This window comes from Entomohabitans teleogrylli (assembly GCF_001484765.1).
GTDB classification, from domain to species: Bacteria; Pseudomonadota; Gammaproteobacteria; order Enterobacterales; family Enterobacteriaceae; genus Entomohabitans; species Entomohabitans teleogrylli.
In genome coordinates this window covers 98323-115032 of record NZ_LLXO01000018.1, presented here as the reverse complement: position 1 = coordinate 115032, position 16710 = coordinate 98323, and the positions used below count along the sequence as shown (strand labels likewise).

General features: G+C 56.6%; 13 protein-coding genes. 9 read left to right on the top strand and 4 right to left on the bottom strand.

Features of this window, described 5'->3' with window-relative positions:
* The 3 genes from AQ981_RS20050 to queF all read right to left on the bottom strand — a co-directional run.
* On the bottom strand, positions 1 to 501 hold a 501-nt coding region (locus tag AQ981_RS20050), incomplete at its 3' end, for an aromatic amino acid transport family protein (protein ID WP_275935313.1).
* 551 nt (positions 502 to 1052) lie between these two features.
* Positions 1053 to 2417 (bottom strand): nucleotide 5'-monophosphate nucleosidase PpnN, encoded by a 1365-nt coding sequence (ppnN, locus tag AQ981_RS20045; RefSeq protein WP_058913532.1) that lies wholly within the window; start codon positions 2415 to 2417, stop codon positions 1053 to 1055.
* A gap of 117 nt (positions 2418 to 2534) precedes the next feature.
* Complete coding sequence (gene queF / locus AQ981_RS20040) at positions 2535 to 3380, bottom strand: NADPH-dependent 7-cyano-7-deazaguanine reductase QueF (protein ID WP_058913531.1); 846 nt, start codon at positions 3378 to 3380, stop codon at positions 2535 to 2537.
* Between the two features lie 177 nt (positions 3381 to 3557).
* Between queF and syd the strand changes: the two genes are divergently transcribed.
* The 8 genes from syd (at position 3558) to AQ981_RS19995 (ending at position 12307) form a co-directional block, all read left to right on the top strand.
* On the top strand, positions 3558 to 4103 hold the full coding sequence (gene syd, locus AQ981_RS20035; RefSeq protein ID WP_058913536.1) for a SecY-interacting protein: 546 nt from the start codon (positions 3558 to 3560) through the stop codon (positions 4101 to 4103).
* 762 nt (positions 4104 to 4865) lie between these two features.
* Positions 4866 to 5198, top strand: a complete 333-nt coding sequence (locus tag AQ981_RS20025; protein WP_058913529.1) for a YqcC family protein — start codon at positions 4866 to 4868, stop codon at positions 5196 to 5198.
* A gap of 2 nt (positions 5199 to 5200) precedes the next feature.
* Positions 5201 to 5998: a tRNA pseudouridine(65) synthase TruC gene (truC, locus tag AQ981_RS20020; protein ID WP_071608963.1), complete on the top strand. Its 798-nt coding sequence runs from the start codon at positions 5201 to 5203 to the stop codon at positions 5996 to 5998.
* Positions 5991 to 6440, top strand: a complete 450-nt coding sequence (locus tag AQ981_RS20015; RefSeq protein WP_058913527.1) for a flavodoxin — start codon at positions 5991 to 5993, stop codon at positions 6438 to 6440. The genes truC and AQ981_RS20015 overlap by 8 nt, the downstream gene beginning before the upstream one ends.
* Before the next feature lie 528 nt (positions 6441 to 6968).
* A complete protein-coding gene (gene gudP / locus AQ981_RS20010; RefSeq protein WP_058913526.1) occupies positions 6969 to 8321 on the top strand; it encodes a galactarate/glucarate/glycerate transporter GudP in 1353 nt (450 codons plus the stop codon).
* Between the two features lie 14 nt (positions 8322 to 8335).
* Positions 8336 to 9676, top strand: coding sequence for an enolase C-terminal domain-like protein (locus AQ981_RS20005; protein ID WP_058913525.1), 1341 nt, complete (start codon positions 8336 to 8338; stop codon positions 9674 to 9676).
* 28 nt (positions 9677 to 9704) lie between these two features.
* A complete protein-coding gene (gene gudD, locus AQ981_RS20000; RefSeq protein ID WP_058913524.1) occupies positions 9705 to 11036 on the top strand; it encodes a glucarate dehydratase in 1332 nt (443 codons plus the stop codon).
* A gap of 128 nt (positions 11037 to 11164) precedes the next feature.
* Positions 11165 to 12307, top strand: a complete 1143-nt coding sequence (locus AQ981_RS19995) for a glycerate kinase (protein WP_058913523.1) — start codon at positions 11165 to 11167, stop codon at positions 12305 to 12307.
* 123 nt (positions 12308 to 12430) lie between these two features.
* On the opposite strand, the gene barA is transcribed toward AQ981_RS19995, so the two are convergent.
* Positions 12431 to 15214 carry a two-component sensor histidine kinase BarA gene (gene barA, locus AQ981_RS19990; RefSeq protein ID WP_058913522.1) on the bottom strand — a complete coding sequence of 928 codons (2784 nt, stop codon included), beginning with the start codon at positions 15212 to 15214 and terminating at the stop codon, positions 12431 to 12433.
* A gap of 186 nt (positions 15215 to 15400) precedes the next feature.
* Between barA and rlmD the strand changes: the two genes are divergently transcribed.
* Positions 15401 to 16699 (top strand): 23S rRNA (uracil(1939)-C(5))-methyltransferase RlmD, encoded by a 1299-nt coding sequence (gene rlmD, locus AQ981_RS19985; RefSeq protein WP_058913521.1) that lies wholly within the window; start codon positions 15401 to 15403, stop codon positions 16697 to 16699.
* Positions 16700 to 16710: the final 11 nt, after the last annotated feature.

The window sequence follows — 16710 nt, the reverse complement described above, 5'->3', positions numbered from 1 at the left end:
CACGCTCATGGCCTTAACGATCATCTGCTCGCCGAAGCGTACGATCGTCATCATACCGATAATCAGGATCAGCGACAGAATAGCGCGCGGCGGCGATACCAGCCCCAGCTGGTGGGTGATAAAGCTGTCCACGGTGTTGGTGATCGCCACGCTGTAGACCAGCAGGATTGGGTAGATAGCGAAGAAATACAGCAGGGTAATCAGCTTACCGGCGCCAATGCCGAAATGTTCTTCCACCACTTCAGTAATATCTTCCCCGGGGTTTTTACCGGAGAGGACAAAACGGGTTAAACCGCGGTGGGCGAAGAAGGTCATCGGGAAAGCGAGGATCGCCATAATAATCAGCGGGATCATGCCGCCAACGCCGGCGTTAATTGGCAGGAACAGGACTCCGGCGCCAATGGCGGTGCCGTACAGGCCCAGCATCCACATGGTATCTGTTTTGCGCCATGAGCTTTTGCTTTCTACGGCAGCCAGGGTGCTGGTTTGAGTGGTTTCCATCAACATCTCCAGGAAGAACGAATGATAATTGCCAGATTTATGGCCAGTCGGCCTATCAGACCGCCTGGATATAAAATGAAATTCTGCTCAGGGTGAGGTTTATATGATTTTTTCCTGTAACTATTTTCGGGCGGAAAGATACATTGATGTAATTATTGTATCAGTGATCGCGATCTCAAATGTAAGAATATACTTTTTGTGTGGGTATTGATGGTTTTTTATCCTGAATAATTGCGTTGTTTAAAAAACTATTTATTGTCAGTGACTTTAGTTGTAGATGATGTGAGATGGGGCGAAAAGTAAACCATTTTCCCTGAGCAATGAGTAACAAATGTAGCTGTAGCGGTTTTTGATTCGCGAAGAGAAAGCCTCAGGCCTGGATATTTCGGGAGCAGAGATGAAAGGCAAATGCTTGCGGGCGCTGAGCATTCCGGGACTGCCGGAGAATAAACCGGGAAATCAAACGATTGAGGAGTACTTGCCAGTGGTAAGCCCGGAACAACGTTGCCCGGGCTTTATCGGTAATGGCAGGCGGCCGTGGCCGCCTGCGGTCAGTGGCAAATTTCGTAGCAGGGAATGTAGGCGCTGCCGGGAAGTTTCATACGGTGCTGAGCGACGAATCCCTGTAACAGTTCATCCATTCGCTGCATGATGCGCGGATCGCCGTGAATCTTATACGGACCGAACTGCTCAATCGCCCGGATCCCCACTTCTTTGACGTTGCCGGCGACAATACCGGAAAACGCCCGACGCAGAGAAGCGGCCAATTGTTCTGCCGGTTGCTCGGGGTAGAGATTCAGGTTCGCCATATTCTGGTGGGAAGGCTCGAACGGCATTTGCAGGTCCGGCGCAATACGAATTGACCAGTTGAAGCTGTAGGCATCCCCGGTCTCGCGGCGGTTTTCTTTGACCTGCGGCATGGCCTTTTTCATCTGGCGTGCCACTTCCACCGCGTCGTCAATGATGATGCGGTAGTGTTTGCGCGCTTTCTCGCCCAGGGTGTTGACAATAAAGTCATCCAGTACCCGGAAATAATCGGCGCTCTCTTGTGGACCGGTCAGGATCAGCGGTAGCACCTGATCGTGGTTGTGAGGATTCATCAGGATCCCCAGCAGATATAACAGCTCTTCCGCCGTCCCCACGCCGCCCGGGAAGATGATGATGCCGTGAGCGATGCGTACAAATGCCTCAAGGCGCTTTTCAATGTCTGGCATGATGATCAGTTCATTGACCAGCGGGTTAGGGGGCTCGGCGGCAATAATCGACGGTTCGGTCAGGCCGATAAAACGCCCGTCTTTGTAGCGCTGCTGGGCATGCCCGACCGCGGCTCCTTTCATCGGCGCTTCCATGACCCCTGGCCCGCAGCCGGTACAGATATTCAGCTCGCGTAGCCCCAGTTGATTACCCACGCTGCGCGCGTACTGGTATTCGGTTTCGTTGATAGAGTGGCCGCCCCAGCACACGACCATATTCGGCGCTTCGCCGACGTGCAGCGCTCTGGCGTTGCGCAGAATGGAAAACACCAGGTTAGTGATGTGAATGGAGTTTTCCATGTTTAAATGCTGGAAGCGGCTGGCATTGGAGATTTGGCCGTTAACGAACAGAATATCGCGAAGCACAGCGAACAGGTTCGCCTGCAGCGAACGAATAATCCGCCCGTCGACGAACGCCTCTTCCGGTGGATTAATCAGTTCCAGCTTTACGCCGCGTTCACGGCGCAGTACGTTGATGTCGAAATTTTCGTAGCGCGACAGCAGTTCTTTGCTGCTGTCAGTCTGGCTACCGGAATTGAGGACTGCCAGCGAGCAGTTGCGAAATAGCTGATACAGGTCGCTGCTGGCGGTGCGCTTAAGCATGTCCACTTCCAGCTGCGACAGCATTTCCATTGAGCCCAGCGGGCTAATATGTGTAATCAAGTGAAAACTCCTTACGGGGCGAAAATCGCCGCTCCCTGTGATTAAAATAGCCCTGGCCGATCCCCTTTCACAACCCGCACAGGTAAATTAACCTCGCGGATGCGAGATGCCTCGCTTTTACTGGCGGGCGAGGCGTTCGATAGCCGGGGTAAAATCGACATTGCTGCGCCAGGGGTTAATGTCCAGGCCGCCGCGTCGGGTATAGCGGGCATACACGGTGAGCGCGTCGGGGCGGCAGAAACGCTGAATGTCGCAGAAGATTCGCTCCACGCACTGCTCGTGAAATTCGTTGTGGTTACGGAACGACACCAGATAGCGCAGCAGTTTACCGCGATCGATGCGTGGTCCGCGGTAGCGTATTTGTACCGACCCCCAATCCGGCTGATGGGTGATCAGGCAATTCGATTTCAGCAGATGGCTGACCAGTGTCTCGTCGGCATACTCGTCGCCAGCGGCATCCGCCAGAAGATCGGCGTCGAAGTCATAGCTATCAATGCCGATATCCTGGTCATCAATGCACTCTCCCGCCAGGGTTGACACCGGCTGGCCTGCCACCTCCTGCAGGCGATACAGTTGGACGCTCACCTTTCCCGCGGCGCACTGGCTGAGATCGCGCTCCAGCGTCGCCTGTACGCTTTGCCAGTCCGGAAAACGGGTCTGGTTAAAACTGTTCAGGTAGAGTTTAAAACTCTTGGACTCCACCAGATTCTGGCTGGCGGCGTCCAGTACCACATGGCCGATGGCAACCTGTGGGAGTCCGCGCGGATTCAGCCAGGAGAGTTCATACAGAGTCCAGATATCCGCGCCGTGAAAGGGCAGCGACGTCGCTTTCAGCCCCAGGGGATCGCGGTTGAGGCTACGCGGCACCGCCTGGAGCAGCGTGGCGTCATAAATGTCTTTGTAGGATGTGGATTTTCCCAGGGTCAGTGCGCCGAGCGCCTGGTGGTTTTCATAGCTGGACATGAGTCACCGTGGTTGAAAAGCAGGTACAATAACAATCTTATACACAATCTCATCAGGGCGGCGGGCGACAGCGTCGCAGACAGCTATCGCCGCTGGCGCTATGCGCAGTTAACGGGTGATAGTCGCCGCCAGATCGAGAGAAGTGTATCTTGTATCCTGGCGCGTGGAGAGAAAAAATTGGACAATACCCGGCAAGCTCTGAATGATTTTACCCGGCGCTTTATTCAGCGTTGGCAGCAGGAAACCGGCCACGAGCCGCAAAGCGAGGAGCTTTACGGCATCCCCTCTTCGTGTATTGTGCGCAGCGCTGGCGAGAGTGTACAGTGGTTGCCGCAGCCGTTCGTTCCCGCTGCGGATCTGAGTGCGGTAGAGCGCGCGCTGGACATCGTGCTGCGTCCGGAAGCGCATGATTTTTATACCGCACAATATGCCGGCGATATGCCGGCCAGCCATCGGGATTTGTCGCTAACGCTGCTGCAAACCTGGAGTGAAGATGACTTTCGGCGCGTCCAGGAGAATCTTATCGGCCATCTGGTGATGCAAAAGCGGTTGAAACTTTCGCCTACGCTGTTTCTGGCCACTACCGGGGATGAGATGGAAACTGTCGCGTTGTGTAATCTGAGCGGCGAGGTGATCCTGGAAAAAGTCGGTACCCGGCAGCGTGAAACGCTGGCGCCATCGCTGGAGACGTTCCTTGAGGAACTGATTCCGAGAGTTTTCTGACAGCATTTGCCCCATGGGGGTGTAAGAGATCTCTTACAAAGCCTGTAGGAAATATCATGGTTTGTTTGTACAGGAACAGATACATGTTTTTATTAACTACAATAAAAACAAAGGAATAAATGTAACTTTCTTTTTCCGGATGAAAACGAAAGTGTGTAAGACATCGGTAAACTGCTTGTCAGTTTGGCTGTTTTGGGCGATCCTATGCTCGTCAACAGGGAGTTAGACACATGAAGTTGATATCAGGATGATGTCTCTTCAGAGCAGGAACACACCAGGACGGTGATACAAGGAAAGGCTTCAGGAAGGAGCAAGGAACACGCAGGTAAGCGTAAAGGACACCTCCAGGAGGGAGAACGAGAGCCGGACGGGACGGAAGGTGGGTCAGGAAGACTAAAGGAATTCGCCTCAGGGAGAGGTAGGGACGACATCAGGATGGTGTTTGCAGGAAGCCAGGGCAAAGGAATGTAGGTCAGGATCGACCATCGGAAAATGTTGTCATGGATGAGCAGGGAGCACCAATAGTAGCCGGAATGCTGCGAAACGAACCGGGAGCACTGTGTATACAGTGCTCCCTTTTTTTATTGCTGATTCCCGTCAGCGCCTTCATGCTGGTCAGCACAGCACAGCACAGCACAGCACAGCACAGCACAGCACAGCACACACCGCTCGCATAGCGCCGGGCAGGCCCATGAGCGTTCCCGCTTTATCCCGCGGCGTGTTATCCTTTTGCGCCCAATATAGTGGCTTCCGAGGTATTTAATGAATCGTCATGAGGCAGTGCGCCAGCATCTGGCGCGCCTGGAACAGGTATTGCGCGATCATCGGCACTGGCGCAGCGAACTACCCGATTCAGCGGCGTTAAACAGTACTCAGCCATTCTGTATGGACACGCTGGAGCCTGAAGGGTGGTTACAGTGGGTACTTATCCCGCGTATGCAAGTCTTACTCGACTGCGGCCATCCGCTGCCGCAGGCGTTTGCCGTGACGCCCTATTACGAAATGGCGCTGGATGCCTCTGCCCCCGGAAGGGAGATTTTACTGGCGGTGTTAAGCGATCTTGACGCGCTGTTTACGGCGGATGACGACGCGTGACGCTGGAAATTATTTATCAGGATCGCTGGCTGGTCGCCGTTAATAAACCTTCCGGCTGGCTGGTGCACCGTAGCTGGCTGGATCGCGATGAGAAAGTGGTGGTCATGCAGACTGTGCGCGATCAACTGGGTCAGCACGTTTTTACCGCCCATCGCCTCGACCGGCCCACTTCCGGCGTGTTATTGATGGGGTTGTCCAGCGAGGTAGGACGCCTGCTGGCGCAGCAGTTTGAGCAACGGCAGATTAAAAAACGCTATCACGCCATAGTGCGCGGCTGGCTGCAGGAAGAGGCGACGCTGGATTACCCGCTGATTGAAGAGCTGGATAAGATTGCCGATAAATATGCCCGTCAGGATAAAACGCCGCAGCCGGCGGTAACGCACTATCGCGGTCTGGCGGTGTGTGAAATGCCGATCGCCGTCGGCCGCTATGCCAGCGCCCGCTATAGCCTGGTCGAGCTGGAGCCGCATACCGGGCGTAAGCATCAGTTGCGTCGCCATCTGAAACATCTGAAACATCCGATTATTGGGGATTCAAAGCACGGCGATTTGCGCCAGAACCGGGCTGCCGCCGATCATTTTGGCTGCCATCATCTTATGCTGCACGCCAGCGAGCTGGCGCTCAATCACCCGGTGACCGGCGAACCGCTGACGATCCGCGCGTCGCTGGATGCAGTCTGGATACAGGCGCTGGCGCAGTTTGGCTGGCGGGGTGTTCTCCCGACAATTGAAAGGGTTGAGTTTCCTGACTCAGGCAGTCAGGATGGTAGCGGAGCGAATAAGGAGCACGAGAATGGCTGAAGTCGGTATTTTTGTTGGCACCATATATGGCAATGCGCTGCTGGTGGCGGAGGAAGCGGAAGCCATCCTCAGCGCCCAGGGGCACAAGGTCAAAGTTTTTGAGGATCCCGTGCTGGCGGACTGGCAGTATTACCGCAATCACTACGCGCTGGTGGTGACGTCCACGACCGGGCAGGGGGATTTGCCGGACAGTATTGCGCCGTTATTTCACGACATTAAAGAGCAAGTCGGCTATCAGCCAGAACTGCATTACGGCCTGATCGCACTGGGCGATAGTACCTACACCCACTTTTGCGGCGCCGGAAAGCAATTTGACGCTTTGCTTCAGGAACAGGGCGCGCAGCGGGTCGGTGATGTGTTAACGATTGACGCCAGCGAGGAGCCAGAACCGGAAGCGGTATCAAACCCCTGGGTAGAGTCCTGGGGAGCCAGGCTGCAGTAAAGCACAGGCCCTCTGCTACAGGTCAGAGGGCGTATACTTCCCTTCCTTCTCCTTGTTTCCCTGAACTTCACAGGAAACGGGTGACACGATTTTGCTACCAGTCAGTATATCCCGCCGCGCCTGGCCGCGGTTTGGGCATTTCCCCGGAAATCCCCTGAGATGCGGTGGGATTATTCGTGCACACTCCCGGCGTCAAGGGAAGTGGCTCACAAACCGGCGCACGCCCGATGTTCTGCCGCCTTTCCTGGCCGCTATCTACCTATTCCGTGAAGCATGCCCCAGTCCCCTGGGCTAATGCCACAAACCAAAACCCTTTTAACCTTCAATGTTGTGCTTTTGTCCGGTGAGGCCGTGCAGGCGCCTTCCCTATACTTTTTACGGGCCAGTTAAGCAAACCGCAGAAACCGGTGTGATAACGACTTTTGCTAACAAAAATACTGCGGAAACCCAACACATCATTCTGATTACCCTACAGGTTGTGCTGTTCAGAATGGATGTAGCTAAACGCTATAATTCAGGAGTGCAACAATGAATACGACTGTCAGCCAGGCAGCGAGTAGTGCGGAGAAACGCACTAACGCCCGCTACTGGATTGTGGTGATGTTATTTATCGTCACCTCATTTAACTATGGTGACCGGGCCACGCTGTCAATAGCGGGTTCGGAAATGGCCAAAGATATCGGACTCGATCCGGTTGGCATGGGATATGTGTTCTCCGCCTTTTCCTGGGCGTATGTCATTGGTCAAATCCCGGGTGGGTGGTTGCTGGACCGGTTCGGTTCCAAGCGCGTTTATTTCTGGTCTATCTTCATCTGGTCTCTGTTTACCTTATTGCAGGGCTTTGTCGACATCTTCAGCGGTTTTGGGATTATTGTCGCGCTGTTTACTCTGCGTTTCCTCGTTGGTCTGGCCGAAGCGCCGTCTTTCCCGGGCAACAGTCGCATTGTCGCCGCCTGGTTCCCGGCGCAGGAAAGGGGAACGGCAGTGGCGATTTTTAACTCCGCTCAGTACTTTGCGACGGTGATTTTTGCGCCGATCATGGGGTGGTTAACCCATGAGGTGGGCTGGTCGCACGTATTCTTCTTTATGGGCGGTTTGGGGATTGTGATCAGTTTTGTCTGGCTGAAAGTCATACATGAGCCGAATAACCATCCTGGGGTGAATAAAAAGGAGCTGGAATACATTGCTGAAGGCGGCGCGTTGATCAACATGGATCAGAAAGGCGCCAAAGTACATGTTCCGATGAGCGTGAAATGGGGGCAGATCAAACAACTGCTGGGTTCACGCATGATGGTCGGCGTCTATATCGGCCAGTACTGCATCAACGCCCTGACTTACTTCTTCATCACCTGGTTCCCGGTTTATCTGGTGCAGGCGCGCGGTATGTCGATCCTCAAGGCCGGCTTTGTGGCATCCGTTCCGGCGGTATGCGGCTTTATTGGCGGCGTGCTGGGCGGCATTATTTCCGACTGGTTAATGCGCCGCACCGGCTCCCTGACTTTTGCCCGTAAAACGCCAATCGTACTCGGGATGCTGCTCTCCATGAGCATGGTGTTCTGTAACTATGTTGATGTTGAATGGATGATCATCGGCTTTATGGCGCTGGCGTTCTTCGGTAAAGGCATTGGTGCGCTGGGCTGGGCGGTGATGGCGGATACCGCGCCGAAAGAGATCAGCGGCCTGAGCGGCGGTCTGTTCAATATGTTCGGCAACATTTCCGGTATCGTCACCCCGATTGCCATCGGCTATATCGTCGGGACCTCCGGTTCCTTCAACGGTGCGCTGATTTATGTGGGTGTTCACGCGCTAATCGCCATTCTCAGCTATCTGGTGCTGGTGGGTGAAATCAAGCGTATCGAACTGAAACCGGTCACTCAATAAAAGGTCACGCCGCGATGAACACGCAATCAAGTCCGATAATTACTGAGATGAAAGTGATCCCCGTCGCCGGCCATGACAGCATGTTGCTGAACATTGGCGGCGCCCACGGCGCTTTCTTCACCCGCAATATTGTCGTGTTAACCGATAACGCCGGAAATACCGGCGTCGGGGAAGCGCCCGGCGGTGAAGTGATTTACCAGACGCTGCTGGACGCCGTACCCATGGTGGTGGGTCAGGAGGTCGCCCGTATGAACCGCGTTGTGCAGCAGGTTCACAAAGGCAATCAGTCTGCCGACTTTGACACCTTCGGCAAAGGCGCCTGGACATTTGAACTGCGGGTCAACGCGGTGGCGGCGCTGGAAGCAGCGCTGCTCGACCTGCTCGGCAAGGCGCTAAATGTGCCGGTCTGTGAACTACTGGGACCGGGTAAACAGCGCGATGCCGTGACGGTGCTGGGGTATCTGTTTTATATCGGCGATCGTCGTAAAACGGATTTACCTTATCTGGATGGCGCCGCGGCGAGCCATGACTGGTATCGCCTGCGCCACCAGGAGGCGCTCTCCAGCGAATCGATTGTGCGCCTTGCCGAAGCGGCGCACGATCGCTACGGATTTAAAGATTTTAAACTCAAGGGCGGGGTGTTGCCCGGCGAGCAGGAACTTGATGCCGCCCGGGCGTTGAAACAGCGCTTTCCGGACGCCCGTATTACCGTCGACCCTAACGGCGCATGGCTGCTTGATGAGGCGATTGCCCTGTGTAAAGGGATGAATGATGTGTTGACCTATGCCGAAGACCCCTGTGGGGCGGAGCAGGGCTATTCCGGGCGCGAAATTATGGCGGAGTTCCGTCGCGCCACGGGTCTGCCGGTGGCGACTAATATGATCGCCACCAACTGGCGGGAAATGGGTCACTCAATCATGCTGGATGCGGTGGATATTCCGCTGGCGGACCCGCATTTCTGGACCCTGAGCGGCGCGGTGCGCGTTGCCCAGTTGTGTGATGACTGGGGGCTGACGTGGGGTTGTCACTCCAATAACCACTTCGACATCTCTCTGGCGATGTTCACCCATGTGGGAGCCGCCGCGCCAGGTAACCCGACGGCTATCGATACCCACTGGATTTGGCAGGAGGGCGATCAGCGCCTGACCAAAGCGCCGCTACAGATAGTCAAGGGCAGGATCGTGGTTCCCGATGCGCCCGGGCTGGGCGTTGAACTCGACTGGCAGCAGGTGGAACGGGCGCACCAGGCCTATAAAGCATTACCCGGCGGGGCGCGTAACGATGCGCTGGCCATGCAATATTTAGTGCCGGGCTGGACGTTCGACAGGAAACGTCCGGTCTTTGGCCGCGGATAATCAGTATTCAGACAAAAGGATTCGAAAGATGAGCACTACTCCCGTTGTAACTTCTATGCAGGTCATCCCGGTGGCGGGTCACGACAGTATGTTGATGAACCTGAGCGGGGCGCACGCGCCGTACTTCACCCGTAACATTGTGATGATCAAAGATAACTCGGGTCATACCGGGGTGGGTGAAATCCCCGGCGGCGAGAAAATCCGCCAGACACTGGAAGATGCTGCGCCGCTGGTGATCGGTAAGACGCTGGGCGAATATAAAAATATCCTCAATCAGGTTCGCGAGAAGTTTGCCGATCGCGATGCCGGCGGCCGCGGTCTGCAAACCTTTGACCTGCGCACCACCATTCACGTAGTGACCGGCATCGAAGCCGCAATGCTCGACCTGCTGGGCCAGCACCTTGGCGTTAACGTGGCTACCCTGCTCGGCGACGGCCAGCAGCGCAGCGAAGTGGAAATGCTTGGCTACCTGTTCTTTGTCGGTAACCGCAAGCTGACGCCGCTGGCGTATCAAAGTCAGCCGGAGGAAAAATGCGACTGGTACCGTATTCGCCACGATGAAGCCATGACGCCGCAGTCGGTAGTGCGCCTGGCGGAGGCGGCTTACGAAAAATATGGATTTAACGATTTCAAACTTAAGGGCGGCGTACTGGCTGGCGAAGAAGAAGCCGAAGCTATCGCGGCACTGGCGCAATGTTTCCCGGATGCGCGCGTAACTTTGGACCCGAACGGCGCCTGGTCGCTGGACGAGGCGATTAAGATCGGTAAACAGCTCAAAGGCGTACTGGCCTACGCGGAAGATCCGTGTGGCGCGGAACAGGGCTACTCCGGCCGCGAAGTGATGGCGGAGTTCCGCCGCGCGACCGGTCTGCCGACCGCGACCAACATGATCGCTACTGACTGGCGCCAGATGGGCCATACGCTTTCCCTGCAGTCGGTGGATATCCCGCTGGCGGATCCGCACTTCTGGACGATGCAGGGATCGGTGCGCGTGGCGCAGATGTGCCATGAGTTCGGTCTGACCTGGGGCTCCCACTCCAACAATCATTTCGACGTTTCGCTGGCGATGTTTACCCATGTGGCTGCCGCCGCGCCGGGCAACATCACGGCGATTGATACCCACTGGATCTGGCAGGAAGGCAACCAGCGCCTGACCAAAGAGCCGCTACAGATTAAAGGCGGGATGGTTCAGGTGCCGTCGACGCCGGGTCTCGGCGTGGAACTGGATATGGATCAGGTGATGAAGGCTAACGAGCTGTATCAGAAACACGGCCTTGGCGCCCGCGACGACGCCATGGCGATGCAGTATCTTATTCCTGAGTGGAAGTTCGATAACAAGCGCCCGTGCATGGTGCGCTGATCAACCAACCGGCGCCGTCAGGCGCCGGCTACCGCGGCGTTGCTGACAGTGCCGCTGCGGTCTGGCAATGTGTGATGCAGTAACTATCTGTGGGCGGCAAGCGGCCCGCAAATGGCGATGGATGGCTTATGAAAATAGTAATCGCACCAGATTCATATAAGGAAAGCCTGAGCGCACTGGAAGTGGCAACCTGCATTGAACAGGGGTTTCGGGACATATTCCCCGAGGCGCAGTATGTCAGGCTCCCCCTTGCCGATGGTGGCGAAGGTACCGTCGACGCCATGGTCGCGGCGACCGGCGGCAGACGTCTGGAAATTGACGTGACCGGGCCGCTCGGGGAACCGGTGGCGGCGTTTTATGGCCTGTCTGGCGACGAGCAGCAGGCTTTTATTGAAATGGCGGCGGCCAGCGGCCTTGAGCTGTTGACTCCGCAGGAGCGTAATCCGCTGGTCACCACCTCGTGGGGGACCGGCGAGCTGATTCGCCATGCCCTGGATAAAGGGGTGGAGCACATTATTATCGGCATCGGCGGCAGCGCGACCAATGACGCGGGCGCCGGTATGCTACAGGCGCTGGGGGTGAAACTGCTTGACGCCGACGGCGAGCAGATCGGCGCCGGCGGCGCGCAATTGATTAACCTGGCGCGGATTGATATCAGCGCTATTGATAAGCGGCTGGCCGACTGCCGTATTGAAGTCGCCTGCGATGTGACGAATCCGCTGACCGGGTCGCAGGGCGCCTCGGCGGTGTTTGGGCCGCAGAAAGGGGCCAGCGAGCGGATGGTGGCGCAACTGGATGAGGCGCTGGCGCACTTCGCCACGATTATCGAGCGCGATCTGGGTATTCAGGTGCGGACGCTGGCGGGCGGCGGCGCGGCAGGGGGGATGGGCGCCGGGCTGTATGCGTTTTGCGGCGCGGAGCTGCGCCACGGTATTGAAATTGTCACTGAGGCGCTGCACCTTGATGAGCTGGTGCGGGATGCCGACCTGGTGATTACCGGCGAAGGGCGTATCGACAGCCAGACCATTCACGGTAAAGTGCCGGTTGGCGTGGCGCGGGTGGCGAAACGTTACCAGAAGCCGGTGATTGGGATTGCCGGCAGTCTGTCGGCGGATGTCGGCGTGGTTCACCAGCACGGACTGGACGCCGTGTTCAGCGTTCTGTACCGCATCTGTAGTTTGCAGGAGGCGCTGGAAGGCGCCGGCGACAATGTGCGCATGGCGGCGCGCAATATTGCCGCGACGCTGCGGGCGGGTCAGCACCTTAAATAGTTCCCTTCGCGCAAGCCTGCCGATGATCAAAACCAGAGCCCAAAAACAATGCTGCTTTTGGGCTCTGTTCATTGGTTGCATTCACCACTCTGTCGCGCCATCGCGCGGCGCGGCGATTTCGGCTCAGATGCCGGGTATCTGCTGCGCTTCGCGCGCCACGTTGTCCATCTCATCCAGCAATTCCAGCAACTCCGGCTCCAGATCTGGCGCCGGAACGCCGCCGCGCAGCTGTTCTTCCAGTATCTGGCATAAATGTTTCAGGCGCGGTACGCCGCTATAGCCGCAACTGCCGTGGAGTTTATGGATAATATCCACCAGCTCGTCCGGTTGCTCGCCGACCAGTTGCTCTTCGACAATGTTGCGCACCTGAGGCAGGAAATCGAGCAGCATGTTCAGCATATCCCGGGCCAGATCGCTTTTATTGGCTGCCTGGCGTAGAGCCAGCGACCAGTCCAGGGTGACGTTGTGGTTTTCGGTCACGATGGGCTCTGGCGCCGCCTCAGCGCCGCGGATTTGTGGATGCACGGACGTTCCCTGCATCAGGGCGGGCTGATAACGCAGCAGTAAATCGTGAAGTTTCTTTTCTTCTATCGGCTTGGCCAGGTAGTCGTTCATCCCCGCATTCAACAGCTTTTCTTTCTGGCCGGCCATGGCGTGCGCGGTAACGGCAACGATCGGGATTTGCTGCTGATGGGGGAGCTGGCGAATTAATTCGCAGGCGCGGATCCCGTCCATCTCCGGCATCTGAATATCCATCAGAATAATGTCGAAGGTGGTCTGCCGGGCATGTTCCAGCGCCTGACTGCCGCTGTCGCACAATACCACGTGCTGCACTAAATCTTCGAGCAGGGCGCCGATCAGTTTCAGGTTTGCCGGATTATCGTCCACCGCCATCACGGCCATGGGCAGTTTGCCGTTTCCGTCGTGGTGGATTTTCGCTGTCGGGCTGTGGGCGGCGCAGTGCTCTATCAACAGAGGGAACAGGCGCGTTGTGGTAATCGGTTTGCTGATACAGGCGCCAGCGCCGCGATTCTTCAGCGCCTCGGCGTCAATCTGGGCATGGAAGGGGACGGCCAGAATCAGGCAGTCCGTTAGCCCGATGGCCCGGGCCAGCCGCTCGTGCTGCATGGTCAGCGGCGCCCGGAATGTCACCGGTATGCCAATCAGCAAAATATCATAGTGCTCATCCGGCAGTGCTGCGAAGGCCGGACTGTAGATCACTTTCAGCGGCGTGGCGGACAGCATCTCCAGAGTACTGCGCGCGGCGGCTTCATTGGGCTCGACATAGGCGATGGTTTTGCCTTCCAGAACGTCCAGCGCGTGGCGGTCGACTACCGCGTTGGCATTCAGATCCAGATTAATATGGAACCAGAAGGTGGAGCCGTGGCCGGGCTGGCTGTGGAACGATATTTCGCCGCCCATCTCTTTTACCAGCCGCTGGGTAATGACCAGCCCCAGCCCGGTACCGCCATGGCGCCGGGAGATACTGGCGTCCGCCTGGCGGAAGGCCTGGAACAGCCGCGACTGGTCGCGCTCCGGAATACCGATACCGGTATCGGTGATGCGGATTTCCACCTGCACTTTGTTATTGCCGATGGAGCGTTTTTCCACCAGTACGTCGATATTGCCGTTTTCGGTGAATTTAATGGCGTTGCCCACCAGATTGGTGACGATTTGTTGCAGGCGCAGCGGATCGCCGATCACATTATCCGGCACGTCATTTTTAATATTCAGCGTCAGCTCCAGCCCCTTGTCGTGGGCCGAATGAGCCAGCAGCGCGACGACTTCATCAAGGGTGGTTCTCAGCAGGAAAGGGATGCTTTCGAGTATCAGCTTACCGGCTTCCAGCTTCGAGAAATCCAGCACGTCGTTAATGATGGTCAGCAGGTTATTGGCGGAGCGCTCAATGGTATGCAGATGGTCGCGCTGGGTAGAGGTGAGATCGGTTTTCAGCGTCAGACGGGTAAAGCCTATAACGCCATTGAGCGGAGTACGCAGCTCGTGGGACATGTTGGCCAGGAACTCTGACTTAATGCGCGCCGCCTCCTGGGCGCGTTTTTTGGCGAGATCCAGCTCGACGTTCTGAATCTCCATTTGCTCCAGGGTTTCGCGCAGATCGGAGGTCGCCTGGTCGATGTTATGCTGCATCTCTTCATGGTAGGCGGTCAGGGACATGGCCATAGAGTTAATGCCGTTTTTCAGCATATCCAGTTCCCCGAGCATAAATCCCTCCACCCGGCTGTCGAGCTGGCCGCGGCGGATGCGGTCAACGGTATTGACCATATTGCGGATGGGCCCGGTCACGTCCTGCATCAGCCGCCAGGCGAAAATCATGGCGATACCGACACAAAACAGCATCAAAAGGGTCGAGGTGAAAATTTCCCGGTACTGCTGGAGCCTGACCGACTGTAAATCCAGCTCAAGGGCAATATAGCCAAGCTGGTTATTAGCCGGCTTGGCATCAGTAATTTCTGATTCATCCGGCAGATAACGTTCCGGGATAATCGGGGTACGCAGAATCAGGGTATCGCCGTTGCGCACCACCGTAAGCCCGGGGGGAATGGCCTCGCTGTCCGGAAGCTGGAGTACCGACGGGTCGAGCATCGCGTTGGAGGTCACGAAAAGCCGATTATTGTCATCGTAAACCGAGATAGCCCGTACAATATTAGAATGCCGGCGATGCAGGACGCTGATGAGCTGGCGTATTGACTCGCGGTTTTGAAAGTTCATGCCATATTCGCTGGAGACCGCCAGCGGTTCGATGATGTTGGCGCCGGCATCTTCCAACTGGCGCTGAAGATCATGATAGCGGTGCACGACAAAGAACAGACTCAACAGCAACCCTATCAGGACTGTCGGAGCCAGGATTAAAATCATCATGCGGGCCCGAAGGCTATAGTTGGTCATGGAGTTCCATTATGGGAGAATCAGCGATATTCGTCATACTTCGCGTGCCGGGGCATTGGTAAATACGCGCCTCTTCGGGCCGACCCGAAATGGCCGCCGCAGCGGGCGGACGAATTTGTTGCTGCCTGCCGGTACAAAAATGACTCAGAATATCAATCGTATTAATTTAACAAATGACACTTCGCAATGGCGCAATTTTACTCTGCAAAACGACGCGTTTCGCCGCGTCAGATCATAACCGTAACAGTAAATGACCTGGATTCTTTTGGCCAGGGGGTTGCGAAACATAACGGCAAAACGCTATTTATCGCCGGGGCGCTGCCCGGTGAGAGCGTTGAGGCCGAAATCAACGAAGACAAGCGCCAGTATAGCCTTGCTGTAGTCAAACGGCGGTTGAACGACAGTCCACAGCGCCAGCAGCCACGCTGCCCGCACTTTGGCGTCTGCGGCGGTTGCCAGCAACAGCACGTTGCCGTTGAGTTACAGCAGGCGAGCAAATCCCGCGCGCTGGCGAGGATGATGAAACACGAGGTGGACGATGTGATTGCCGGGCCTGCCTGGGGGTACCGGCGCCGGGCGCGGCTGAGCCTACAGGCCGCGCCGCGCGGCGGGGTATTGAGTATGGGATTTCGCCGCGCCGGAAGTAAAGCGCTGGTGGATATTCATCAGTGCCCCATTCTGGCGCCCCGCCTTGAGGCATTGCTGACGCCGCTGCGTGAATGCCTGTCCGGTTTGCGCGCCAGCGAGCAACCGGGACATGTGGAACTGGTGCTGGCGGGTAATGGACCCCTGATGGTGTTGCGCCATCTGGCCCCCCTGAGCGCCGCCGACCGCCAAAAACTGGAACAGTTTTCGCATCATCATGATTTAGCGCTGTTCCTGGCGCCGCAAAGTGACACACTGGAGCCTGTTCGCGGCGAATCTCCCTGGTATGATATTGACGGTCTACGCTTATCCTTTAGCCCGCGGGATTTTATTCAGGTCAATGATGCGGTGAATCAACAAATGGTCCGGCGGGCTATTGAATGGCTGGATCCGCAACCCCATGAACATATCCTCGATCTGTTTTGCGGCATGGGGAACTTTACCCTGCCGCTGTCCCGGCGCGCGGTCCGGGTGACGGGCGTCGAGGGGGTACCCGAACTGGTGGCGATGGCGCGCGGCAATGCGCAGAGAAATGGCGCAGAGCATGCGATATTTTTCCACGAAAACCTCGAAGAGGACGTGACCCGCCAACCCTGGGCGGCGCAGGGGGTGGATAAAGTATTGCTCGATCCCGCCCGCGCCGGCGCGCCGGGCGTGATGAACCAAATTGTCAAACTGTCTGCGGAGCGGGTGGTGTATGTGTCCTGTAATCCCAGCACCCTGGCCCGGGACAGCGAAATCCTGTTGCAGAATGGGTTTCAGCTTACGCGTCTGACGATGCTGGATATGTTTCCCCATACCGGGCATCTGGAATCCATGGCGTTGTTTGTAAAGCGTTAACCGATTTAAAA